Origin of the sequence: Nitratireductor sp. StC3 (genome assembly GCF_003015025.1) — a bacterium.
Taxonomy (GTDB): Bacteria; Pseudomonadota; Alphaproteobacteria; order Rhizobiales; family Rhizobiaceae; genus Mangrovimarina; species Mangrovimarina alexandrii.
In genome coordinates this window covers 101,111-124,622 of the sequence record NZ_PYBP01000001.1, presented here as the reverse complement: position 1 = coordinate 124,622, position 23,512 = coordinate 101,111, and the positions used below count along the sequence as shown (strand labels likewise).

Genomic DNA, 23,512 nt, shown 5'->3' with positions numbered 1-23,512 from the left:
ACCGAGTTAACCCGTTGCGGCTAGGCTTGCGAGGTTCGCGACGGCGAGCCGGGACCGACATGGCAAAAACGCAACCATCGATGACGGGCAGTTGGCTTGGCGCGGCACGTCGCGCCGCGTTGCTTGTGGCGCTGGCGACCGGCGTGCTGACCTCCGGTCCGGCCGATGCCGCCTCGCGGCTGTGCCGCGATCTTGAAGCGCGCCTGGCCAGCCTCGGGCAGACGCGCAGCGTCGCCTCGCCTGCCACGCGGCGTTACGCAAAGGCGATCCGCGACCAGAGGGGCCAGATCGACAAGGCCGAGCGCCAGCAGCGTCGCGCCGGCTGCTCCGGCGGTTTTTTCCGCCGCGACGCCGGCAATGTATGCCAGTCGCTCGACAACACGCTCAAGCGCATGCACAACAATCTCGCCGCGCTGGAACGCAAACATGCCGGCCTGTCTCGCGGCGGCGACAACAGGGGCGAACGGCGGCGGCTCATGGCCTCGATCGAAGCCAATGACTGCCGCAGCCGGGCCGTGGCGACGCGCGACGCGCGCCGGGACCAGCGCGGCCGCCCGCTGTTCGAAAAACTTTTCGGCGAACCGGCCGACGCCGATCGGGAAAGGCCCCGTCGCCGCCTTCCGCTCGACGACGGCAAGCGGGTGCGTGCCGTCATCAATCGCGACGGCCCGATCGACATCGCACCGAACGTTGCCGGTCAATTCCGCACCCTGTGCGTGCGCACATGCGACGGCTATTATTTTCCGGTGTCGTTTTCGACTCCGGCAAGCGCGCTCGACCGCGACGAGGCAGCCTGCAAGGCGATGTGTCCGGGTACCGACGTCGCACTCTACCTGCATCGCGTCCCCGATCAGGAGACCGACCAGATGGTATCGCTGGCCGGCACGGCTTATAGCGAGCTGCCGGCCGCCTTCTTGTACCGGCGGCCCGACTACGAGCGGCCGGCAAGCTGCGGCTGCAACCCGGCGCGCGGCTTTTCCATCATCGCCGGCGAAACGGAAGCCTCCGACGAAGACGCGCCCCCTGCCGCCGAACCGGTCTTGCCGATCCCGCAGCGGCGGCCCGATCCGGCCGCCGATCCCGAAACGCTGGCCAACCAGGCGGGCAGCCTCGACGAGGAGATGATCAAGACGGTGCTGAGGCCGGCCGAACCGGCGCTCTCCTCGCCGCGCGAGGACGCCGACGACGACCGCAAGGTCAGGGTCGTCGGGCCAGTGTTTCTTCCCGACCCAGAAGCGGCAATAGATCTGACAGCTCCGGCCCGGACTCAAGCCCGGTAAGAGCAAGCCGCAGCGGCCGGAACAGGGCCTTGCCCTTGCGCCCGGTCTTCTCCTTGACCGCACCCGTCCACGCTTTCCATGTCTCGCCGTTCCAGGGCTCGTCGGGCAGGAGCCCGAACGCTTCGGCAAGAAAGGCCGCGTCGGCTTCGGCGAACGGCACATCGGGGCGATAGTCCTTCGACACCACCTCCCACCAGCGCGCGGCGTCGCTGAGCCGGTCCAGATTGCCGCGCACCGCCAGCCAGAACGCCTCGGCCTGCACGCCGCCGACGCCGAAGGCGACCAACCGGTCGCGCACGGCGGTAAACGGCATCGTCTGAAGCAGCGCCCGATTGAGATGGACAAGGTCGGCGGGATCGAACTTGGCCGCCGAACGCGAGGCGGCGGCGGGGTCGAACTTTTCCGCTAGGTCGCCCATCGACGGCACCGGCTCGATGTTTTCCGACGTACCGGTCAGAACCGCGAGCGAAGCGATCGCCATCGGCTCGATGCCGTCATCGCGCAGGCTGGCGATCGACAGCGCGCCGCTGCGTTTGGAAAGCCCCTCGCCGCTTGCCGCCGTCAGCAAATTGTGATGGCCGAAGGCGGGTGCGTCCGCGCCCAGCGCCTTGAACAGCGCGATCTGCACACCGGTATTGGTGACGTGATCGTCGCCGCGAATGACGTGGGTGATCCCCATCTCGATATCGTCGACCACCGACGGCAGCGTGTAGAGATAGGTGCCGTCGGCGCGTATCAGCACCGGATCGGACAGCGAGGCCAGATCGACCGTTTCCTCGCCGCGCACGATGTCGGTCCACGAGATGTCGGTGCGCCGGGTCTCGGAGGGATCGCGCTGGTAGTTGGGCAGCAGGAAGCGCCAATGCGGCGTGCGGCCTTCTGCTTCGAGCGCGGCGCGCTCCTCCGCGCCCAGCGCCAGCGCCTCGCGGCCATAGATCGGCGGCAGCTTGCGCGACAGACGAATCTTGCGCTTGAGTTCCAACTCGTCGGGCGTTTCGTAGCACGGGTAGAGCAGACCCGCCGCCTTGAGCTTCTCGACGGCGGCCTGATAGCGCTCGAAGCGTCGCGACTGGTATTCCACCTTGTCGGGAAAGATGCCCAGCCAGTGCAGGTCGTAGAGGATCTGGTCGGCGAATTCCTGTTTCGAGCGTGCCTGATCGGTATCGTCGAAGCGCTGCACGAACCGGCCGCCATTCTTGCGCGCGAACAACCAGTTGAACAGCGCCGTGCGCGCATTGCCGATATGGATATTGCCGGTGGGCGACGGCGCGAAACGGACTGTGACTGTCATGCGCGCGGCGTAGCCGAAAGGTCCGCCGCTTTCAAGGCGCGCACCCGTACCCTTGCCGCAACATAGGCCATCAAAAATGATGTCACGAAGCAATAGAGGCCCATCGTGACGATCTGCGCGGGATAGGACACGCCCCGGTCGATCAGGAACCCGGTCAATCCCGGCCCCATCGCGGTCGCAAACACCATGATAGCGACCGTCAACGCGCGGATCGAACCGAGATGTTTGAGCCCGTAGACCTCCGGCCACAAGGCGCCGAACAGCGTGGAGGAAAAGCCGTAGGAAATGCCGAGCAGGCCCATGAAGGCAAACGCGCTCCACTGGCCCTCGAACAGGCCGAGCACGAGACAGGCGGCCCCCAGCGGCACCAAAAATCCCGGCAGGATGGCGACGGCGGAAAACCGGTCGATCAACTGCCCCGACACAAGCGCGAAGGTGACCGTCATCGTGGCCATGAAGATGAAGGAGGTGGCGAAGGCCTCCAGCGACCAGCCGCGCAGCTCGACCAGATAAACCTGATGGAAAAAGATCGTCGTGCCGATGAAACCCGGCGCCATCACCCCCATCAACAGCAGGTAAAACACCGGGTCGCGAACGACCTCGCCGCGCGTCCAATCAGGCGCATCGACCTTTCTGGCGACGGGATCGCTGGCGCGCGGCGCGCGCTCGACGGCAATCAGCGCACCGACCGCCGGCAGCGCCACGAGAACCAGCACCAGCGCCGCCACGACCCAAGAGCCGCGCCAGCCCACCAGCCCGGCGACCAGCACGAACAGCAGCGGAAACACCGCCTCGCCGACATTGTGGCCGAGCGTGACGACCGAGACCGCGCGCCCGCGCTGGGCCGAAAACCAGCGCGCCATGGCGGTGAAGGCGTTGTGGGTCATCATGCCCTGGCCGAAGAGGCGCAGCATGTAGATCGACACGGCCAGCACGGCGATCTGGCTCGACACCGCCATCAGCAACGCCGCCACGGCAAGCAGCGGCACGATGATCAGTGCCACCTTTTGCGCCGAGTACCGGTCGACGATCTGGCCGAGCCTGGGCAGCGTCAGCGCGCTGGCGAGCGTGGCGACCATGTAGAGCGTGCCGAACCCGCCATGGCTAAGCCCGTATTCGGCGCGGATCTGGCCGGCCGACAGCGAGATGAAGAAGGTCTGGCCGAAAGAGGAAAAGAAGGTCAGCAGAAATCCGCCGGCGAGCCAGCGGGCATTGTCCCGCAGGAAGACGAAGAACATCATGGGCGACCGCACCGTGCCAAAACTCAGCGCAGGAAAGCGCAGAACCGCAACGCGAGACAAAGGCTATCTCTATAGGATCGCCGGCAGCGCTTTGATAGGTTTCAGGAGCACTGGTCCAACGCAAAAGCGAACGCCGCTCGGCTGGCGACGGCAGGCCGTGCCCCTCAACGGCGGAGGATTTCAGACGAGACCTGGCGGAGGCGGGAACACAGCCACGTTTTAAAAATAGATGCTTACGATCGATCCCTGAATCGGTTGGTGATCGGATAGCGCCGGTCGCGGCCAAAGTTCTTGCGGGTGATCTTGACGCCCGGCGCGGCCTGGCGACGCTTGTACTCGGCAATGTAGAGCAGATGTTCGATCCGGTGCACCGTCTGGCGGTCGTGGCCGCGCGCGACGATGGCGTCGACGCCCATTTCGTTTTCCACCAGACATTCCAAAATATCGTCGAGCACCGGATAGGGCGGCAGCGAATCCTGGTCGGTCTGGTCGGGTTTCAACTCCGCCGACGGCGCCTTGTCGATGATGTTTTGCGGGATCACCGCGCCGGTGGGCCCGAGCGCGCCCGGCGGGGTGTGGGCATTGCGCCAGCGCGACAGGGCGTAGACCTGCATCTTGTAAAGGTCCTTGATCGGATTGAAGCCGCCATTCATGTCGCCGTAAAGCGTGGCGTAGCCGACCGACATTTCCGACTTGTTGCCGGTCGTGATCACCATCGAGCCGAACTTGTTGGAGATCGCCATCAAAATGGTGCCGCGCGTCCGACTCTGCAGGTTTTCCTCGGTGATACCGTCTTCCGTGCCCTCGAAGAGCTGCGTCAGGGCATGCGAAAAACCTTGGACGGGCTCGAAAATCGGCACCGTGTCGTAGCGGCAGCCGAGCGCGCGGGCGCAATCCTCGGCATCCTGGAGCGAATCTGCGGTGGTGTAGGTGTAGGGCATCATCACCGCCCTCACCCGGTCCTCGCCGAGCGCATCGACGGCAAGCGCCGCACAGATCGCCGAATCGATCCCGCCGGAAAGCCCCAGGACGACATTCTTGAAACCGTTCTTGTTGACGTAGTCGCGCAGGCCCAGCATGCAGGCGCGGTAGTCGGCCTCCTCGGCATCGGGGATCTGCGACACCGGCCCGCCGTCACAGACCCAGCCGTCCGGCCCGCGTTTCCAGGTCGAGACCGAAACCGCTTCCTCGAACTGGCTCATCTGGAAAGCCAGCGACTTGTCGGCGCCAATGGCGAAGGACGCGCCGTCGAAGACCAGTTCGTCCTGGCCGCCGAGCTGGTTGGCGTACAAAATCGGCAGGCCGCTTTCGATCACCTGTTTGATCACCACCTGCTGGCGCACGTCGATCTTGCCGCGATAATAGGGCGAGCCGTTGGGCACCAGCAGAAGCTCGGCTCCGCTTTCGGCGAGCGTCTCACACACGCCGAGATCGCCCCAAATATCCTCGCAAACCGGCACGCCGATGCGCACGCCGCGAAAATCGACCGGACCCGGCATAGACGGACCCGGCTGGAAAACCCGTTTTTCGTCGAATTCGCCGTAATTGGGCAGGTCGAGCTTGTAGCGCTCGGCAAGCAGCTTGCCGCCGTCGGCGACGATGACGGCATTGTGCAGGCCCGACGGGCGCGCGAGCGGCGTGCCGAGCACGATGCCCGGCCCGCCATCGGCGGTCTCGGCGGCGAGTTCGAGCGCGGCGCGCTCGCAGGCCGCCACGAAGGCCGGTTTTAGAACCAGATCCTCGGGCGGATAGCCGGCGATGAACAATTCGGTGAACAGCACCAGTTCGGCACCATGGCGCGCTGCGTCGGCGCGTGCTGCCCGCGCCTTGTCGAGATTGCCGGCGATGTCGCCGACGATCGGGTTGAGTTGCGCGATGGCGATACGAAGTGTCGAAGGCATGCTCATGCCACTGCCTGTAGCGCGGCCGCGCCGATGCGGCAATGGCCGCGCGCCCGGCCTATTCGCCCATATACTCGCGCAGCGCCTCAGCCGAATGGTTCTCGCCGATCGACATGGCCAGGATGCGCGACAGATGGACGTAAGGCAGGCCGGTTTCGGCCCGCCAGGCATTGAGTTGTGCCTGGATGGCGGCGAGGTCTTTTTTCGAGCTCGGGCTTTCGGCGATGTCGAGCCCGGCATCGCGCAACGCGGCCGCCATGTCGCGCGAGACGATAAAGCAGTCCCAGCCGAGCCAGCGCAGCAGATATTGTCCGGTATTGCCGCCGAGCCGGCTGCCGTTCTTGGCCAGGAAAGCCATCAATCCGACCTGGTCATCGGCCGGCCAGTCGGCCAGGAAGCGGCCGAACCCGCCATGTTCGCGTGAAATCCTGTCGACGAAGGCGGCGTTGTCGCGCACCGATCTGATCTTTTGCGGGTTGCGAACGATGCGCGCGTCGCCGGCCAGGTCGTGCCAGAACTCATCCGGCTGGAACAGAAGCCGTCGGGGATCGAAACCCAGAAACGCCTCCTCGAAACCGGGCCATTTCTGCTCGATCACACGCCACACGAAGCCGGCGCAAAACACCCGGTTGGCCATGGTCGAAAGCACGCGGTCGTCGGGGATAGCCGCCACGGCGGCATTCTCGGGCACCGTCGGCAGCAACGTCGCCAGAACGGCTTCGCCGCCCTTGCGATCGGCCGCGCGATCGCGGATTTGGGCGATGGTCTTCATACGGTCCTCCCGCGCATCGCGGCCATGTCAGGCCCAGTCCAATCCGCGATGCGAAAAGAAAATGCGGCACCAGGCCGGGACGCGCAAGCTCTCTGCGGGACGCAGCGCCACCGCTGCTGACAAGGCTCAGGCCACGCCGAGAGCCACCTCGCCACGATCCAGGATCAGCGGAATGATCAAATCCTCCTCGTCGTCGAGATGCCGCGTCAGCATGGCAACGAGGCGCTGATTGGCGTCGGCATAGGCATCGGCGGCGAAACGCCTCCGGTCTTCGTTTTCGTGCAATGCGCGCAAAAACTCGTTCGCCGTCGCCGCGTTGCGTTCGAGGGCGTCGTGGATGGCGTGGTGGTCGCGGTCAAGAATCTCGAAGCCCCGCGCCAGCCGCCTTTCCGCCCGCGCGAAGACCGGAAAATAATGCTGGTCCTCGATGTTGTGGTGCCCGTCGAGATGGCCGAGGAAATAGTTGAGGCGCGGCGCGAACCATTGCGCGAAATCGGGAGCCGTGCGCCCGCCCTCGCGATAGTCGGCGATGCCCGTCGTCAACAGGCCGCCGAGTTCGCGGAACATCGCGTGACGCTGCAGCCAGAATTGCGCCATGCCGCCAATATTGCGGTGCGCGGCCCAGTCGGAGCGCGGATATTTCTCCACCAGAAAGCGCAGATCGTCTGGAAGCCCGGTTCGCTCCAGAAGATCGGATGTCTGACGTTCATTCATCGCATCGTCCCGTCGGCCCGCCTGTTTCGCACGCCACTACCACGCTTTTTTGCGGTCGTCTTACGGGGTCTCGAATGCCTGCGGCCCGAAAAGATAAGCGTCGAAGGCGAAAAAGCCGAACTGCCGCGAGGCGTGCACGCGCCTGCCCGCAGCCTCCGCCCCGGCGGCGCCGAGCGCGAAGAACAGCGGCATCAAATGCTCGTCGCTGGGATGGTTTTCGGCCGGATAGGGTGCCTCGGCCTTCCAGTCGAGCACCGCCTCGATGTCGCCGGCGCCGAGTTTTTCGGCAAACCAGCCGGTAAAAGCCTCCACCTTGTCGACCATAGCCTTGTCAACGGGCGCACCGCCGCGCATGACCGGAAAGATGGCGCGCAGATTATGGGTGATGTGGCCGGAACCGATCATCAGCACCCCTTCCCCGGCCAGCGGCGCCAGCGCCCGCCCGACAGCGTAATGCCAACGCGCATCACGATCCGGATCGACCGAAACCTGGACGACGGGAATGTCGGCCTGCGGATAGGCCAAAAAAAGCGGTGTCCAGGTGCCGTGATCGTAGCCGCGCTGGGGCATGCGGCCGGGCGCCAGGCCGGCCTTGTCCAACAGCGCGGCCACGCGCTGCGCGAGCTCCGGACTGCCCGGCGCCGGATAGACCATTTGATAGAGTTCCGGCGCAAAGCCGCCGAAATCGTAGATCATGCCAGGGTTCGGGTCGGTCACCACCGAAACGCCGCCGGTCTCGAAATGGGCCGACACGATCACGATCGCCTTCGGGCGTCCGACAAGATTGGACAGACCCTTGAGAAAATCGCGTGCCGGCGTGTCGTCGGTCACGATGTTGGGGCCGCCATGCGAGATGAAAAGGCTGGGATTTGCGCTCATGCCGACCGATATAGGGACGAACCCGCCGCCCACGCAATCCACCCGAGGGCGACTAAGCGTTCACTATGACGAAACGATCCAGAAAAAACCGTTCATCTGCATTTGCCGAAATCGGCCGGCTTATGCCGATCAGCGCCGGCAGCCCTCGCAGGCGACGGCAACGAAGCGCGCTCCCGGCGGGCCGATGAGGCGAAAACCGCCCGGATTGGGCTCGAGCTGCGCCCAAGCCCCCTCCTGCATCAGCACCACCACCTTGTCGCGGCCGGCGATCTCGTCCAAGAGCGCGTCCCAGCCGACGATCTCGGGAATGCGGCGTCCGCAATAATACTGGAACACGCCGCTCCAGCGCCCCGGCCGCAGCACAAGCGGGTTCCACCCCGCCTCCAGATAGGGCCTGGCGGCCTCGCAGGCCGGGCGCGTGCTCTTGCGGATGTCGAGGGCCGGCAGGGTGAGCAGGAAATGCGGCAGCGACACCGTCGCCACCGTCAGTGCCAACATCGGCAGCCATCGATCCCAATCGGCCATGCGCCACCGCCACAGGCCGAACGCGAACGGCGCCAGAACAAGGGCCGCGACCAGATTGCCGACGATGAAGAAGTCGTAATAGTTGCGCCAGGCGATCACGATCATCACCGGTACGCCGAGCACAAACAGGCCGGCGACGGTCGAGCGGAACCACGCCGCCCGCCGCGGGCCCAGATCGAGCACCACGCGGCCGGTCAGCACCGCGAGCGCAGGATAAAAGCAGAGCAGGAAATTCATGCTCACGTAACGCAGGAAGGTGAGGACGAGCAGCGGGGCGACGACCGACAACACCAGAAAGGCATAGCCGCCGTCGCCGGCCGTGCGGGCGGCGCCGAGGCGGGCGGGCCGCAAGGCCGACAGCAGCCCCGTCCACGGCAGCACGAGCAGCAGCAGGGTCCACGGCAACCAGCGATAGGCGAGCATAAACACGTAATGCGGCAGGTGGAAATAGAGCCTGAAGGCGTCGGCCATCGTCCGCGTGCCGACATCGCCGGCCAGCGCCTGCAGATAGGCAGCCCCCTGCGCGCGATAAAGCCCGAAGCCGTAGAGCCCCAGTATGGCAGCGAAAACGGCGAGGCCGCATGCGACATCGACACGGAACAGGCGCGACGGTCGCCCCCGCCACACGAGCCAGGCGAGCGCCGTCAAAAGCGGAAACACGAAGCCGACCGGCCCTTTGACCAGCACCGCACAGGCCGCAAAGACGAACGCCGCCACCGTCCAGCCAATAGCCAGCGGGCGCGACAGCGCGATAAAAAACGCACCTAGGCTCCAGGCGATGAACGCGCCGAAATGCGGGTCCATGCGCGGGTAGTGCATGCGCTCGACGAAGAACAGTCCGGTCACAAGCACGATCCCGGCGACGAGCGCCAGCCTGCGATCATCGGGCGCCACGATCCGCGCCAGCCAGACCGTGGCGTTGGCCATCATCACCGCGCCGATCGCAACGGCGAGAAAATGGATCCACGGCGCCTGGGTGCCGGCACCCAGGCTCAGCGCAGCCAGCAGCCAGAAATAGCCGGCCGGCTTGTCCGGATAAAATTCGCCGTTGAGAAACAGCGCCAGCCAATGGCCGTGATCGAGCAATTCGCTCAACACAGCCGCGTGGCGCAGCTCGTCCAGCCACCACAGCTCGCGTGCCCAAAGCGCAGGCACCGTCTGGAGCAGAACGAGCGCGCTGATCGCCAGATAGGGATGCGCCAGCGCCCATCCCCATGCCCGGCCGGCCCATCGGCTTGCGAGGGGCTCCGCCCGGATTTGCGCCGGCCCGCCTGTCGCGCTGCGCTCCACCAAACCGTCCCGTGCCTCGATAAACCCGGATCGCTACCGTCGATCTATCCCGCGCGCCCGGACGCCCGTTTCAACCAAGACGCGGCCGGGACACGGTTCCCGCCCGCGTCAAACGCGTCAAAGGTTGACCACCTGGCGGTCGGACAGTCCGCCGCGGCCCTTTTTCAACAGTTCGGAGACCAGGAAAGCGAGCTCGATCGCCTGATCGGCGTTGAGCCGCGGGTCGCAATGGGTGTGGTAACGGTCGTGCAGGTCCTCCGCCGAGATCGCCCGCGCGCCGCCGGTGCATTCGGTCACGTTCTTGCCCGTCATCTCGACATGGATGCCGCCGGGATGAGTGCCTTCGGCGCGGTGGACCTCGAAGAAAGCCTCCACTTCCTTCAGCACCCGGTCGAACGGCCTGGTCTTGTAGCTGTTCAGGGTGATCGTGTTGCCGTGCATCGGATCGCACGACCACACCACCTTGCGGCCTTCCTTCTCCACCGCCCGGATCAGCTTGGGCAGATGATCGCCCACCTTCTCGGCGCCGAAGCGCGAAATCAGCGTCAGCCGGCCGGGCTCGTTGTTCGGATTGAGCAGGTCGATCAGCTCGATCAGCCCATCCGGCGTCATCGACGGGCCGCATTTCAGGCCAAGCGGGTTCTTGATGCCCCGGCAATACTCCACATGGGCGTGATCGGGCTGACGGGTCCGATCGCCGATCCAGATCATGTGGCCGGAGGTCGCGTACCAATCGCCCGAGGTGGAATCGACGCGGGTCAGCGCCTCCTCGTAGCCCAGAAGCAGGGCTTCGTGGCTGGTGAAAAAATCCGTCTCGCGCAAGGCGAAATTGGTTTCCGACGTGATGCCGACGGCGCGCATGAAGTCGACCGTCTCGGTAATCCTGTCGGCGAGCGCCTGGTAGCGTTCCCCCTGCGGGCTGTCGGACACGAAGCCGAGCATCCATTTGTGGGTGTTTTCCAGGCTGGCGAAACCGCCCTGGGCGAAGGCGCGCAGCAGGTTGAGCGTCGCCGCCGACTGGCGGTAGGCCATTTTCTGGCGCGCCGGATCGGGCACACGCGACTTTTCGTCGAACTCGATGCCGTTGATGATGTCGCCGCGATAGCTCGGCAGCGTCACATCCCCCTTGGTCTCGTTGTCGGACGAGCGCGGCTTGGCGAACTGGCCGGCGATCCGCCCGACCTTGATCACCGGTTGCGAGCCGGCAAAGGTCAGCACCACCGCCATCTGCAGGAAGACGCGGAAAAAGTCGCGGATATTGTCGGCGCCGTGCTCGGCGAAACTCTCCGCGCAATCCCCGCCCTGGAGCAGAAAAGCCTGGCCGTCGGCCACCGCGGCGAGCTGTTTTTTCAGCTTGCGCGCCTCACCTGCAAAAACCAGCGGCGGATAAGTCGACAATTGCTGCTCGGTTTCGGCCAGGCTGGCGGCATCCGGATAGGCCGGAACCTGGCTGATCGGTTTTTCGCGCCAGGAGTTCGGCGACCATTTGTTCGTCATTGCAGCACCCAATCGTCACGGCGGACCCATGGTCCGTAGGCTCCATTCTAGGAGATGCAGCCCTATACAGGAAGGTTTCGGGCTCTTCCACCCCATCCGCTCCGGTTTGGACCGCGGCCGAACGGGCCGGCGCCTATTATCGCCGGGCCTTGAGACGGTCGAACAAATCCTCTTCGGCCGCGCTCAAGGCGACGGCGCGCGGATAGACCGGCGCATGGCGATCCTCGTGGATCGGCGTATCGAACCCCTCCGTTTCCGCGACCAGACGCCGAAGGCCGTCCTCACCATGCTCGACCAAAAATCCCTGCATGACGGCGTCGAGATAGGAGCGCAAGATTTTCGGCGGCTCGGGATGAAGCGGCAGGTCGGGCACGGCCTCGTAAACATAGACCGGGCAATCGCGCGGCAGGACGCCGGCCAGGTCGAGCGCGGCGGGCGACAACGGCACACGGCGATAGCGCGCCTCGCGCGCGTCGACGGCGGCGAGGTTTTCGGCCCTGTCGACGACGAGCAGCCCGTCGCAGGCTGCGTCCGCCTGCGGCCGCACCGTCAACAGCGCGGCGGGAAAGCCCGGCATATCCGGCCGTGCGCGCCAGAACCGACGCCATCCCGCAAGCCGCGCCGGCATCGCGTCGACGATCGCCGTGCGGTGGGTGGCACGGTTGACCAGCGATCCGTAGCCGAAATAGGCAATCAGCGCGCCGTCGCGCGCCCTCCCGTCATCGCTCGACAAAGTCTTCCGCGTCATGGTTCGGGGATAGGCGCTGCGCACCGGCGCCGCAAGCCCGGCAGCGAGAAACGCGCCACGCGACCGATTTGTATGGCCTTATGTGAAATAGCCTACCGACAGGGCAACCGGCGCCGCTTACCGAAGGCTATGATCGCGGCATTTCCCAAGGCGCTTCCGCGCGACCCGGCGCCTCTCCTCCCGTCCCGTCCCGCTCCGGACGGCGGGGTAGACGTCGCCACCGTGCTTTTCCAGGCCGAGGACGGATTTCCCCTGCGCGGCACGCTATACACAAACAGCGCCAAGACCGGCCCCGCCGTTCTTGTGTCGAGTGCGGCAGCGGTCCGCCGGCAGCATTACGGCCATTTTGCCGAGGCCGCCATCGCAGCCGGAGCGGCCGCGGTGCTGACCTACGACTATCGCGGCGTCGGCGGCTCGCGCCTGCCGGACGACTGGCGCGGCAGCGTCGCGATGGCCGACTGGGGCGTCAACGACATGGCCGGTGCCGCCCTGCTCCTCAAGCGTCTTTTCCCCGGCCGCCCGCTGGTCGGCATCGGCCAGTCGATCGGCGGCACGATGCTGGGCCTGTGCCGGCTTCGGACGGAATTTTCGCGCTACGCCATGGTCGCCTCGGCGAGCGGTTATCTCGGCCTCACCGACGAGAGGCTGAGGCTGTTGCTGGCGATGAACCTGATCGGCGTGCCGATAAGCCGGCTGCTCGGCGTCGCGCCGGCCTGGCTGGGAATCGGTGAAACGCTGCCGGGCCCGGTCTTTCGCGACTGGGCGCGCTGGTGCCGCCGGCCCGGCTTCCTGTTCGACGATCCGAGGCTCGCCGCCCATGCCGGCTTCAAATCGATTGGGTATCCGCTGCTGTCGGTGCGCGCCAGCGACGACCGCTGGTCGACCGAACGCGCCACCGCCGCGCTGATCGGAGAATTTTCCGCCGCCCGCTGGACGGCGCTCGACGTTCACCCTGCCGATGCGGGAGCGGCCCGGCTCGGCCATCTCGGTTTTTTCCGCCAGAAAAACGCTTCCTTGTGGCCACGGGTGATCGCCTGGCTGCTGGCGGACGCCGACAATAGACCGCCGCGGCACGCCAACCCCGAATTGGACAACGGCAAAACGCCCGCCTCAGCCTGAGCCGCGCGGCACCATCGCCGCGCGCTTCCTCTCAGTCGACAGGCCGCTCAGGCCGCCTTGGCGCGCCGGCGGCGCAAATCGGGCGGCGTTGCCTCCTCGGCAAGCATGGCAACCGCGTCGGCGAGCGCCAGCGACTGCTGATCGCGCGACCCGAGCCGGCGCAGATTGACCGTGCCTTCTTCCGCCTCGCGCCGGCCGCATACCAAAAGCACCGGCACCTTGGTCAGGGAATGTTCGCGCACCTTGTAATTGATCTTTTCGTTGCGCAGATCGGTTTCCACGATCAGTCCCCGATCCTTCAGCGTGCGCGCCACATCCTGGGCGTACTCGTCGGCGTCCGAGGTGATGGTGGCGACCACGACCTGCAGCGGTGCGAACCAGAGCGGAAAGTGGCCGGCATAGTTTTCGATCAGAATGCCCAGGAACCGCTCCATCGACCCGCAGATGGCACGATGCACCATCACCGGCTGCTTCTTTTCCGAATCCGCGCCGATATAGAAGGCGCCGAACCGCTCCGGCAGGTTGAAGTCGACCTGGGTGGTGCCGCACTGCCATTCGCGACCGATCGCGTCCTTCAGCACATAGTCGAATTTCGGACCGTAAAACGCGCCGTCGCCGGGATTGATCGCGGTCTTGATGCGGTCGTCCGACTGCTGGATCTGGGTCAGCACACGGCCCATGATCTCCTCGGCATGGTCCCAGAGCGCATCGGAACCGACGCGCTTTTCCGGCCGGGTGGAGAAAAACACCGTGATCTCCTCGAAGCCGAAATCGGCATAGGTCGACAGGATCAGGTCGTTGATCTTCAGACATTCGGCCGCGAGCTGGTCCTCGGTGCAGAAGATATGCGCGTCGTCCTGGGTAAAGCCGCGCACGCGCATCAGACCGTGCAGGGCCCCGGACGGCTCGTAGCGGTGCACATTGCCGAACTCGGCCAGCCGGATCGGCAGGTCGCGATAGGATTTCAGGCCGTGCTTGAAGATCTGCACGTGGCCGGGGCAGTTCATCGGCTTCAACGCGAACACCCGGTCGTCCTCGGCGTCATCGCCGGCGACCTGCACCTTGAACATGTTCTCGCGATACCAGCCCCAGTGGCCGGACGTCTCCCACAGGCCCTTGTCGAGCACCTGGGGGGCGTTGACCTCCTCGTAGCCTTCCTGGTCGAGGCGCCGGCGCATATAGGCGACCAGGTTCTGGAACATCCGCCAGCCCTTGGAATGCCAGAAGACGACGCCCGGTCCCTCTTCCTGGAAATGGAACAGGTCCATTTCGCGGCCGAGGCGTCGGTGGTCGCGTTTCTCGGCTTCCGCGAGCATGTGCATATAGGCGTCGAGCTGTTTCTGATCGGCCCAGGCCGTGCCGTAGATGCGCGTCAGCATGGGATTGTTGGCATCGCCGCGCCAATAGGCGCCCGCCACCTTCATCAGCTTGAAGGCGTTGCCGATCTGCCCGGTCGAGGCCATATGCGGGCCCCGGCACAGGTCGAACCAGTCGCCCTGGAAATAGATCTTCAGGTCCTGGTCTTCCGGGATCGCATCGATCAACTCGACCTTGTAGGCCTCGCCCTTGTCGCGAAACACCTGCCTGGCCTTGTCGCGATCCCAGACCTGCTTGGTGAACGGCTTGTTGCGGCCGATGATCTCGCGCATCTTTTTCTCGATAGCGGGAAAATCCTCCGGCGTGAACGGCTCGTTGCGCGCGAAATCGTAATAGAACCCGTTTTCGATCACCGGCCCGATGGTGACCTGGGTCCCGGGCCACAATTCCTGCACCGCCTCGGCCAGCACATGGGCGGCGTCGTGGCGGATCAGTTCGAGCGCGCGCGGATCGTCGCGGGTGATGATCTCGACCGCGCCGGAGGCGCCGATCGGATCGGCGAGATCGCGCACCGTGCCGTCGAGCGCATAGGCGACCGCCTTCTTGGCCAGCGATTTCGAAATCGATTCGGCAAGCTGCGCGCCGGTCGTCGCCGCGTCATGCTCGCGCACCGATCCATCGGGAAATTTTAGGGAAATCTGCGACATCGTCTTCTCCTATCCAGTCCCGCACACGAACGCGGGTGGTATTGTCTTGATTGGCAGGCGCGCACGGCAACACGCGCACGCCGGTCGGCACGCTACATAGGCACCGTACCCGCGCACGTAAAGCCCGCGCGAGGCGGAGACGCCGGGCGCGGACTGGATTTGCGAGGCTTAGGCGGAGCTGGACGCGCCCGCCGCTCCGTCAGCTGTTGTCTTCGACCGGCGCGTCCGGTCCGTTCTTCTTGATGGAATCGATCGCGTTCTGGGCGCTCGACTTCGAGGTGTAGCCTTCGGTCGAGAACATGATCTCGCTGTTATATTTGAAACGGACCCGGAACTCGCCCTTCTTGTCCTTATAGATCTCGAACTTGTGAGCCATGTGCGGCCTCCCTCTGCGTATTCGGAACGATGCGATTCGCAAACTGCCAGTGCCCGCGCCCGGGAACAAGCGCTGGATATCGCCTTATGTGCGGTTATGCCCCAATCTGTGGGCCGACCGCCCCCCGTGCGGCGACGCCGGACAGGCGTCGCGCACCGCCTTTGCTCTCACGCGGCATGCGAGCGCCGCCCCACACGCCAATAGCGCCACGGCATATACCAGCGCAGCCGGGCGTCGAGCGCCTCGGGCACGTTGTCGATGCCGTGTGTGCCGCCCGGGCCGCAGCGCGCGACTCGAAACAGAGCCATCCAGCCGCCCGACCACAGCCCGTGGCGGGCGATCGCCTCATAGGCATATTCCGAACAGGTCGGAAAATGCCGGCACGAATTGCCGATGAAACCCGACAGGGTGAGCTGGTAGAGCCGCACGAAGCCTGTCCCGAACAGCCGTCCCGGCGTCTTCGGCCAATCTCCGGAAAAATTGCGCGAGCGAGCGGTCATGTCTGGCTCATTGAACTAGCGCAGCGATGCCGGCCGCGGATGCGGCGTTGCCAAGGGCCGGTCGGATCCACGCCGGTCAGGCCGCCTGCCCGGCCTGCTTTTTCTCGATCTGGCCGATCGCGTCGACGACCGCATCGAAAGTCAAGAGCGTGGAGGCGTGGCGGGCCTTGTAGTCGCGCACCGGCTCCAGATATTTCAGGTCCTCGAACCGGCCCTGCGGCGGTGCGCCGTCTTCCTTCAGCATTGTGCGCATGGTTTCGCGCACGGCCCGCAACTCCTCCGCCGAGGCGCCGACGACATGGCTGGCCATGATCGACGACGAGGCCTGGCCGAGCGCACACGCCTTGACCTCGTGGGCGAAGTCGGTGACGACGCCGTCCTTCATCTTCAGGTCCACGACAACGGTGGAGCCACACAGCTTGGAATGCGCCTTGGCGCTGGCGTCGGCATCGTCAAGCCGCCCGATGCGCGGAATATTGCCGGCGAACCCGAGAATTTTCGCGTTGTAGACGTCGTTGATCATGATTTTCGCACGCCCGTTGAAATTGCGACAATCCGTTTCCGTCTGCCGCCTTTCAATTGTTGTATCCGCTCATATATAATGCCTGGGTTGCCGTTGCAGCAAGACGTACGGTTTTGGCGCAACGGAAAACACGACGCCATTTTCGGGCAGTTTCGGAATTTCGTTCCCGCAATCCCTGAAAAGGCCGTGGTCCGTTCAACTCGTTCCCCCGTAGAGGGGAACTACGGGAGACGCTTTTCATGGACGCAATCGTGAAACCATTCGCTACATCCACCGCTGTCGTTACCCAGGCCGACAGGCCCAGCCAGACCGAGGCCGAAGAGGCCGTGCGCACGCTGTTGCGCTGGATCGGCGAAGATCCGGGCCGCGAGGGCCTGCTCGACACGCCCCAGCGCGTCGCAAAAGCCTATCGCGAAATGTTTTCCGGCTACGAGCGCGATCCGGCCGACGAGCTCGGCCGCACCTTCGAGGAAGTCGCCGGGTTCGACGATATGGTCATCGAGCGCGACATCTATTTCCATTCCCATTGCGAGCACCACATGGTGCCGATCATCGGCAAGGCGCATATCGGCTATCTGCCGGACGGCCGGGTCGTCGGCCTGTCCAAGCTCGCCCGCGTGGTCGACATCTTCGCCCAGCGCCTGCAGACGCAGGAGGCGATGACGGCGCAGATCGCCTCCACCATCCAGGACGTGCTCAATCCGCGCGGCGTCGCCGTCATCGTGGAGGCCGAGCATATGTGCATGGCCATGCGCGGCATCCGCAAGCAGGGCGCAACCACGCTGACCTCCACCTTCACCGGCGTCTTCAAGGACGGGCCCGAAGAACAGGCGCGTTTCTTCACCCTGTTGCGGGCCGGCGCGAAAGCCTGATCTTGCGCCGGCCGCCGGCGGTCCGCAGTCCTTCGTCGCGAGACGGGCCCGGCCGCCCGCCGGCATCGCACGGCGCGAGCGGCTTTATGTCAAAGACGCATGGCTCAACACAGGACCCGGCATGACCCGATCCGATTTTCCCGCCCCGCCGACTTCCAAGAGCGAACTGGAAGAAGGCGCGGCCTTCACGCCGCGTTTCGACGCCAGCGGGCTGGTGACGGCCGTGGTCACCGATGCAGAGGACGGCATGGTGCTGATGCTGGCGCATATGAACGCCGAAGCGCTTGCCATGACGCTGCAAACCGGGATCGCACATTACTGGTCGCGCTCGCGCGGCAGCCTTTGGAAAAAGGGCGAAACCTCCGGCAATCTCCAGCACGTCATCGAAATGCGCACCGATTGCGACCAGGACGCGGTCTGGCTGCGCGTGCGCGTGGCCGGTCACGACGCAACCTGCCACACGGGACGGCGTTCCTGCTTCTACCGGACCGTCGTCGCAGCCGACGGTGCCGCGCGCCTTGCCAAGGACGACGCGGCACCAAAATTCGATGCCGCCGCCGTCTACAAAGACGCGAACCGGTCATAAACGGACCATGAACGCCCGATTCATGGTTTTGATACCCATTGCGGGTAAGGTGGAGACAGGGACGCAAGGGAGATGACGATGCTCGAATGGGCATCCCTTCGCACGAAACAGGAAACCAGGGACGACCGCGCGCCGCCCCCGGAGACCGATGCGCCCGGCCCACTGCCCCAGCCCAAGACCGGAATCGCACTGGCGCTCGGCGGCGGCGCGGCGCGCGGCTGGGCCCATATCGGGGTGCTGCGCGCGCTCGACGAGGCCGGCATCAGGATCAACATGATCGCCGGCACCTCGATCGGCGCCCTGGTCGGCGGCTGCTATCTGGCCGGCAAGCTGGACGAGTTGGAAGAATTCGCCCGCAGCCTGACCAAGCGCCGCATCTTCGGGCTGCTCGACCTGCATCTGGGCGGCAGCGGCCTGTTCGGCGGCATGCGGCTGACGGCGCGCATGCAGCAGCATATGCGCGGGGTTACGTTCGAGGATCTGGAAAAACCCTTCGTCTGCGTCGCGGCCGAAATCCGCACCGGCCACGAAATCTGGCTGTCGAGCGGCAATTTGATCACCGCCATGCGCGCCTCCTACGCGCTGCCGGGCGTGTTCGAGCCGGTCAGCGCCAACAATCGCGTGCTGGTCGACGGCGCACTGGTCAACCCGGTGCCGGTTTCGGTATGCCGCGCCTACGAGCAGCCGCTGGTGGTGGCGGTCAATCTGCACTACGACCTGTTCGGCCGCGCCGCCGTCATCAAGCACAGCGCCGGCGAACTGGTGGTCGAAAAGCCGAAACGCGCCGCCGACGTCACCGGCCACAACCCCCGCGACGCCGAGACCCGTCTCGGTATCACCGGGGTGATGGTGGAAGCCTTCAACATCATCCAGGATCGGATTTCGCGGGCGCGACTGGCCGGCGATCCGCCCGATTTGTCCTTGCAGCCCAAGCTCGGTCAGATCGGGCTGACCGAGTTCCACCGCGCCGACGAGGCGATCCGCCTCGGTTACGACGCCACCCTTGCCAACATCAACGAACTCAAGCGCCTGCAGACCGTGCTGGCCTGACCGGCAGGCCGCTGCCGACAGACGCTCAATCGGCGGCCGCAGCGTCGCTCAGTCGGAACTGCACCGATTTGGTGCCGTTCCAGTAATTGGCCGACAGCGATCCCGCCGCATGGATCAGCCGGCCGCGACTGGCCATGAGAAAACGGCCGAGATCGGTGTCGACGCTGCGAAAAGCCATCGCCTGCAGTCGGCCGCCGGCGCCGGAGCGCAGCGCGATTCGCAAATGGCCCTGCCCGACCGGGCGCACGTCCGATATCTGGTGTCGCGGCAGGACAAAGACGGGCTGTGGATGGCCGGTGCCAAAGGGCCCGGCGCGTTCGAGCAGGTCGAGAAGCTCGAGCGTGGCGCCGTCGGCGGCGAGTGCTGCGTCGATCTTCAAGGCCTGCTCCTCACGCAGGCGAAACACGGCCTCGGCCGCCTGCTCCTCGAAAAACGCCCGCAAGGCGCCCAGTTTGGCGCGTTCCACCGTGATGCCGGCAGCCATGGCGTGTCCGCCGCCCTTGACGATCAACCCGCGTTCGGCAGCTTCGCGCACCAGCCGCCCGAGATCGAAGCCGGCGATCGAGCGGCCCGAGCCCGTGCCCTCGCCATTGGCGTTGAAGGCGACCGCGAAGACCGGCCGGCGCAATTGCTCCTTCAGCCGCGACGCGATCAGCCCCACAATGCCCGGGTGCCATGTCGTGCTCTGGGTTAGGAAAACCGCCGGGCCCCGCCCGTTTGCGAGTTCGGCCTCGGCCTCCGCGCGCGCCTCTTCCAGCATCGTGCGTTCCATCGCCTGACGCTCCTGGTTGAGCCGGTCGAGCTGCTCGGCGATCGCGCGCGCGGCGACCGGGTCGGTCTCGGCCAAAAGCCGCGCGCCCAGCGCCGCGTCGCCGATGCGCCCGCCGGCATTGATGCGCGGGCCGATCAGAAAGCCGAGATGAAACGTGTTGGTCGGCTCGCCGATACGCGCCACGCGCTGCAGCGCCGCCAGGCCGGGATTGTTCTGGTGCCGGGCCGCGACCAGTCCCTTGACCACGAAGGCGCGGTTGACGCCAACGAGCGGCACGACATCGCACACGGTCGCAAGCGCGACCAGGTCGAGCAGCTCCAACAGGTCGGGCAAGGCGCCGGATTTGCCGCTGGCGCGCAGGTGCTTGACGGTCTGCACCAGGGCTAGAAAAGTGACCCCGGCGGCGCATAGATGCCCCTGCCCCGACAAATCGTCCTCGCGATTGGGATTGACGACGGCGAGCGCGTCGGGCAGCGCGCCGCCGACCTGGTGGTGGTCGAGCACGACGACGTCGGCGCCGGCGGCGTTGGCGGCGGTGACTGAGGACGCGCTGTTGGTGCCGCAATCGACGGTGACGATCAGCGTGGCGCCGCGCGCGACGAGGTCGCGCATGGCGTCGGGATTGGGCCCGTACCCTTCGAAGATCCGGTCGGGAATATAGATTTCCGCGTCGATGCCGAAATGGCGCAGAAAGCGCTTCATCAGCGCCGAGGAAGCGGCACCGTCGACGTCGTAATCGCCGAAGATCGCCACGCGCTCGCGCTTCAAGACGGCGGCGGCCAGCCGCGCCGCGGCCTTGTCCATATCGGTCAGCGAGGCCGGATCGGGCAGCAGATCGCGGATCGTCGGGTCGAGAAACCGTTCGGTCCCTGCCGCATCGATGCCGCGCCCGGCCAGGACGCGGGCGATGATGTCGGGCAGGCCGTGGGTCTGGGCGATCTGGAGTGCGTCGTTCTCGCCACGCGCCGACAGGCGGTGGACCCAGGCCTGTCCGGTCGCCGAGGTCCTGACGTCGAGGAACAGCCGCGCCTCACTCATGCCATCGTCCCGTTTTGGGGTCGTGACAGGCGCGTCGTGCGGCCAAGCGCGGCGTCAAAACTTGTCCAGATCCTGGTGCTTGGCCTTGATTTCGCGCACGGTGCGCGAGGACGAGCGCATCACGATCGTGTGGGTCTGCACGAAATCGCGGGCGAACTTGACGCCGGCCAACAGATTACCGTCGGTCACGCCGGTGGCCGCGAACAACACGTCGCCGCGCGCCATCTCGTCCATCTGGTAGATCTTGTCGGGATCGTCGATACCCATTTTCCTGGCGCGCGCGATCTTGTCCTCGGTGTTAAGCTGCAGGCGCCCCTGCATCTGGCCGCCGATGCAGCGCAACGCCGCCGCCGCGAGCACACCCTCCGGCGCCCCGCCGATACCGATATAGATGTCGATGCCGGTCTCGTCGGGATCGGTGGTGTGGATGACGCCGGCCACGTCCCCGTCGCCGATCAGGCGGATCGCGGCCCCGGTGGCGCGCACCTCCTCGATCAGCCGGGCATGGCGCGGACGGTCGAGGATGCAGGCGGTGATCTCGCCGACCGGCACACCCTTGGCCTTGGCGAGCCTGTCGAGATTTTCGGCCGCCGGCGCGTCGATGTCGATGATGCCGGCCGGATAGCCGGGCCCGATCGCGATCTTGTCCATGTAGACGTCCGGCGCGTAAAGCAGGCTGCCCTTTTCGGCGATAGCGATGACAGCGAGCGAGTTCGGCAGGTTCTTGGCGCAGATCGTCGTGCCTTCGAGCGGGTCGAGCGCGATGTCGACCTCCGGCCCGTCCTTGGTGCCCACTTCCTCGCCGATATAAAGCATCGGCGCCTCGTCGCGCTCGCCTTCGCCGATCACCACGGTACCGGTAATCGGCAGACGGTTGAGTTCCGAGCGCATCGCATCCACGGCCACCTGGTCGGCAGCCTTCTCGTCGCCGCGCCCGCGCAGCCTGGCCGCCGCCACGGCGGCGCGCTCGGTCACACGGACCAGCTCGAGGGTAAGGATGCGATCGAGACCGTCGGAAGCGAGTTTGGCCATTTTTGTATCCTGAAACGGGGCGCCGGCGAGCCGGGGCGGATAGTCGGTCGCCTCTTTTGTCAAACGGGCTCGGCGACGGCAAGGGACGGCTGAGGGCTTTCCCCTAATCGCCAATCATAACAATCGATTAAAAAGCACCGCCGCGGCCTACTCGGCGCGCTCGATGCGGATCACCTGTGGCGTGTCGACGACATGGCCGTCCCGGGTGATGCCCTCGACGGCCTTGCGCACCGCAGCCTCGGTGGTCTCGTGCGTGACCAGGATCACCGTCTTGTGGTCGGCGCCGTTTTCGCCGTTGGCGTGCTGGACGATCGATTCCAGCGAAATATCGTTGGCGGCCATGCGCTTGGCGATCGCGGCGAAGGCGCCTGCGCGATCGATCACCGTCAACCGGATGAAGTAGCCGCCGGCATGGGCGCGCATGCGGGCGCGCTTATAGGGCGCGAGTTCGCGCGCCGGCCGGCCGAAGACCGGCCCGTGCTGGAAGCCGGGGCTCGCCTTGGCGATGTCGGCGATGTCGCCGACTACGGCCGACGCGGTGGCGTTGCCGCCGGCACCCGGCCCCGACAAAAGCAATTCGCCCAAAATGTCGGTCTCGATCGCCACCGCGTTGGTGACACCGTCGACCTGGGCGATCACCGAGGCCGTCGGCACCATGGTCGGGTGCACGCGCTGCTCGATGCCGCTTTCGGTGCGCTGGGCAACGCCCAACAGCTTGATCCGGTAGCCCAACTCACCGGCCGCGCGGATATCGGCCTGGGTGATGTTGGAAATGCCTTCCATATAGATGTCGCCGGCCGAAATGCGGGTGCCGAAGGCAAGGCTGGTCAAAAGCGACAGCTTGTGGGCCGTGTCGTGGCCCTCGATGTCGAAAGTCGGATCGGCTTCCGCATAACCGAGGCGCTGAGCGTCGGCCAGGCAGTCGGCGAACGACAGCCCCTCCTCTTCCATGCGCGTCAAAATATAGTTGCAGGTGCCGTTGAGGATGCCGAAGACACGGCTGATCGTGTTGCCGGCCATCGCCTCGCGCATGGTCTTGATGACCGGGATGCCGCCGGCCACCGCCGCCTCGTAATTGAGAAGGACACCGCGTTTTTCCGCCTTTTCGGCCAACCCGACGCCGCTGGCCGCCAACAGCGCCTTGTTGGCGGTCACGACATGGCGGCCGGCCGCAAGCGCGGCTTCGACACAGTCCTTGGCGATGCCCGTCTCGCCGCCGATCAGTTCGACGAAAACGTCGATCTCGGCCTTTTTGGCGAGCGCGACCGGATCGTCGAACCATGCCGCATCGGCAAGCGCGATGCCGCGATCCTTGTGGCGATCGCGCGCCGACACCGCAACCACGGCGACCTCGCGCCCGCATTGGCGCGTCAGTTCGGCGGCCTTGTCGGTCAGCACGCGCACGACGGAGGCGCCGACCGTGCCAAGACCGGCAATTCCGACACGCAATGCTTCGCCCATGGCCGTCAGCCCCTTTCGTTC

Annotated in this window: 21 protein-coding genes; 5 read left to right on the top strand and 16 right to left on the bottom strand. The window is 65.7% G+C overall.

Annotated features, from left to right (window positions below; all coding sequences use genetic code 11):
• Nucleotides 1-80: 80 nt before the first annotated feature.
• Nucleotides 81-1,280, top strand: coding sequence for a DUF2865 domain-containing protein (locus C7T96_RS00650; protein WP_158264276.1), 1,200 nt, complete (start codon nt 81-83; stop codon nt 1,278-1,280).
• Here the strand turns inward: C7T96_RS00650 and gltX are convergent.
• The 9 genes from gltX to C7T96_RS00605 all read right to left on the bottom strand — a co-directional run bounded on the left by gltX (nt 1,198) and on the right by C7T96_RS00605 (nt 12,138).
• Nucleotides 1,198-2,571, bottom strand: a complete 1,374-nt coding sequence (gene gltX / locus C7T96_RS00645; protein WP_106569248.1) for a glutamate--tRNA ligase — start codon at nt 2,569-2,571, stop codon at nt 1,198-1,200. The two genes, C7T96_RS00650 and gltX, sit on opposite strands and share 83 nt — an antisense overlap.
• Entirely contained in the window at nt 2,568-3,812 is a 1,245-nt protein-coding gene (locus C7T96_RS00640; RefSeq protein WP_106569247.1) for an MFS transporter, read from the bottom strand. Before C7T96_RS00640 ends, gltX begins: the two co-directional genes overlap by 4 nt.
• A 233-nt stretch (nt 3,813-4,045) precedes the next feature.
• Nucleotides 4,046-5,713 (bottom strand): NAD+ synthase, encoded by a 1,668-nt coding sequence (locus C7T96_RS00635; RefSeq protein WP_245414030.1) that lies wholly within the window; start codon nt 5,711-5,713, stop codon nt 4,046-4,048.
• A 58-nt stretch (nt 5,714-5,771) separates the two neighbouring features.
• Nucleotides 5,772-6,485 carry a DNA-3-methyladenine glycosylase I gene (locus tag C7T96_RS00630; protein ID WP_106569245.1) on the bottom strand — a complete coding sequence of 238 codons (714 nt, stop codon included), beginning with the start codon at nt 6,483-6,485 and terminating at the stop codon, nt 5,772-5,774.
• 126 nt (nt 6,486-6,611) lie between these two features.
• Nucleotides 6,612-7,199, bottom strand: a complete 588-nt coding sequence (locus C7T96_RS00625; RefSeq protein ID WP_106569244.1) for a hemerythrin domain-containing protein — start codon at nt 7,197-7,199, stop codon at nt 6,612-6,614.
• 60 nt (nt 7,200-7,259) lie between these two features.
• Complete coding sequence (locus tag C7T96_RS00620; RefSeq protein WP_106569243.1) at nt 7,260-8,078, bottom strand: class III extradiol ring-cleavage dioxygenase; 819 nt, start codon at nt 8,076-8,078, stop codon at nt 7,260-7,262.
• Nucleotides 8,079-8,207: 129 nt separating this feature from the next.
• Complete coding sequence (locus C7T96_RS00615; protein WP_158264275.1) at nt 8,208-9,893, bottom strand: hypothetical protein; 1,686 nt, start codon at nt 9,891-9,893, stop codon at nt 8,208-8,210.
• Between the two features lie 117 nt (nt 9,894-10,010).
• Nucleotides 10,011-11,390, bottom strand: coding sequence for a 3-deoxy-7-phosphoheptulonate synthase class II (locus tag C7T96_RS00610; protein ID WP_106569241.1), 1,380 nt, complete (start codon nt 11,388-11,390; stop codon nt 10,011-10,013).
• A gap of 136 nt (nt 11,391-11,526) precedes the next feature.
• Entirely contained in the window at nt 11,527-12,138 is a 612-nt protein-coding gene (locus tag C7T96_RS00605) for a gamma-glutamylcyclotransferase family protein (protein WP_245414029.1), read from the bottom strand.
• A gap of 129 nt (nt 12,139-12,267) precedes the next feature.
• Between C7T96_RS00605 and C7T96_RS00600 the strand changes: the two genes are divergently transcribed.
• Nucleotides 12,268-13,257 carry an alpha/beta hydrolase gene (locus C7T96_RS00600; RefSeq protein ID WP_106569240.1) on the top strand — a complete coding sequence of 330 codons (990 nt, stop codon included), beginning with the start codon at nt 12,268-12,270 and terminating at the stop codon, nt 13,255-13,257.
• A 47-nt stretch (nt 13,258-13,304) separates the two neighbouring features.
• Here the strand turns inward: C7T96_RS00600 and thrS are convergent, their stop codons facing one another.
• The 4 genes from thrS to C7T96_RS00580 form a co-directional block, all read right to left on the bottom strand.
• Complete coding sequence (thrS, locus tag C7T96_RS00595) at nt 13,305-15,281, bottom strand: threonine--tRNA ligase (RefSeq protein WP_106569239.1); 1,977 nt, start codon at nt 15,279-15,281, stop codon at nt 13,305-13,307.
• A gap of 199 nt (nt 15,282-15,480) precedes the next feature.
• Nucleotides 15,481-15,657 carry a YegP family protein gene (locus C7T96_RS00590; RefSeq protein WP_106569238.1) on the bottom strand — a complete coding sequence of 59 codons (177 nt, stop codon included), beginning with the start codon at nt 15,655-15,657 and terminating at the stop codon, nt 15,481-15,483.
• A gap of 167 nt (nt 15,658-15,824) precedes the next feature.
• Complete coding sequence (gene yidD, locus C7T96_RS00585) at nt 15,825-16,157, bottom strand: membrane protein insertion efficiency factor YidD (protein WP_106569237.1); 333 nt, start codon at nt 16,155-16,157, stop codon at nt 15,825-15,827.
• Nucleotides 16,158-16,233: 76 nt separating this feature from the next.
• A complete protein-coding gene (locus tag C7T96_RS00580) occupies nt 16,234-16,680 on the bottom strand; it encodes an iron-sulfur cluster assembly scaffold protein (RefSeq protein WP_106569236.1) in 447 nt (148 codons plus the stop codon).
• A gap of 239 nt (nt 16,681-16,919) precedes the next feature.
• On the opposite strand from C7T96_RS00580, the gene folE reads away from it, so the two are divergent.
• The 3 genes from folE (at nt 16,920) to C7T96_RS00565 (ending at nt 19,188) form a co-directional block, all read left to right on the top strand.
• Nucleotides 16,920-17,552 (top strand): GTP cyclohydrolase I FolE, encoded by a 633-nt coding sequence (gene folE / locus C7T96_RS00575; protein WP_106569235.1) that lies wholly within the window; start codon nt 16,920-16,922, stop codon nt 17,550-17,552.
• 121 nt (nt 17,553-17,673) lie between these two features.
• Nucleotides 17,674-18,138 carry a phosphoribosyl-AMP cyclohydrolase gene (gene hisI / locus C7T96_RS00570; RefSeq protein ID WP_106569234.1) on the top strand — a complete coding sequence of 155 codons (465 nt, stop codon included), beginning with the start codon at nt 17,674-17,676 and terminating at the stop codon, nt 18,136-18,138.
• A 78-nt stretch (nt 18,139-18,216) separates the two neighbouring features.
• The gene (locus tag C7T96_RS00565) at nt 18,217-19,188 is read left to right on the top strand and encodes a patatin family protein (protein ID WP_106569922.1); all 972 of its coding nucleotides are present in this window, start codon (nt 18,217-18,219) and stop codon (nt 19,186-19,188) included.
• Nucleotides 19,189-19,213: 25 nt separating this feature from the next.
• Here the strand turns inward: C7T96_RS00565 and recJ are convergent, their stop codons facing one another.
• From recJ to C7T96_RS00550, 3 genes are all read right to left on the bottom strand, one after another.
• The gene (gene recJ, locus C7T96_RS00560; protein WP_106569233.1) at nt 19,214-20,998 is read right to left on the bottom strand and encodes a single-stranded-DNA-specific exonuclease RecJ; all 1,785 of its coding nucleotides are present in this window, start codon (nt 20,996-20,998) and stop codon (nt 19,214-19,216) included.
• A 54-nt stretch (nt 20,999-21,052) separates the two neighbouring features.
• The gene (glpX, locus tag C7T96_RS00555; RefSeq protein ID WP_106569921.1) at nt 21,053-22,030 is read right to left on the bottom strand and encodes a class II fructose-bisphosphatase; all 978 of its coding nucleotides are present in this window, start codon (nt 22,028-22,030) and stop codon (nt 21,053-21,055) included.
• 147 nt (nt 22,031-22,177) lie between these two features.
• On the bottom strand, nt 22,178-23,491 hold the full coding sequence (locus C7T96_RS00550; RefSeq protein WP_106569232.1) for a homoserine dehydrogenase: 1,314 nt from the start codon (nt 23,489-23,491) through the stop codon (nt 22,178-22,180).
• Nucleotides 23,492-23,512 lie beyond the last annotated feature (21 nt).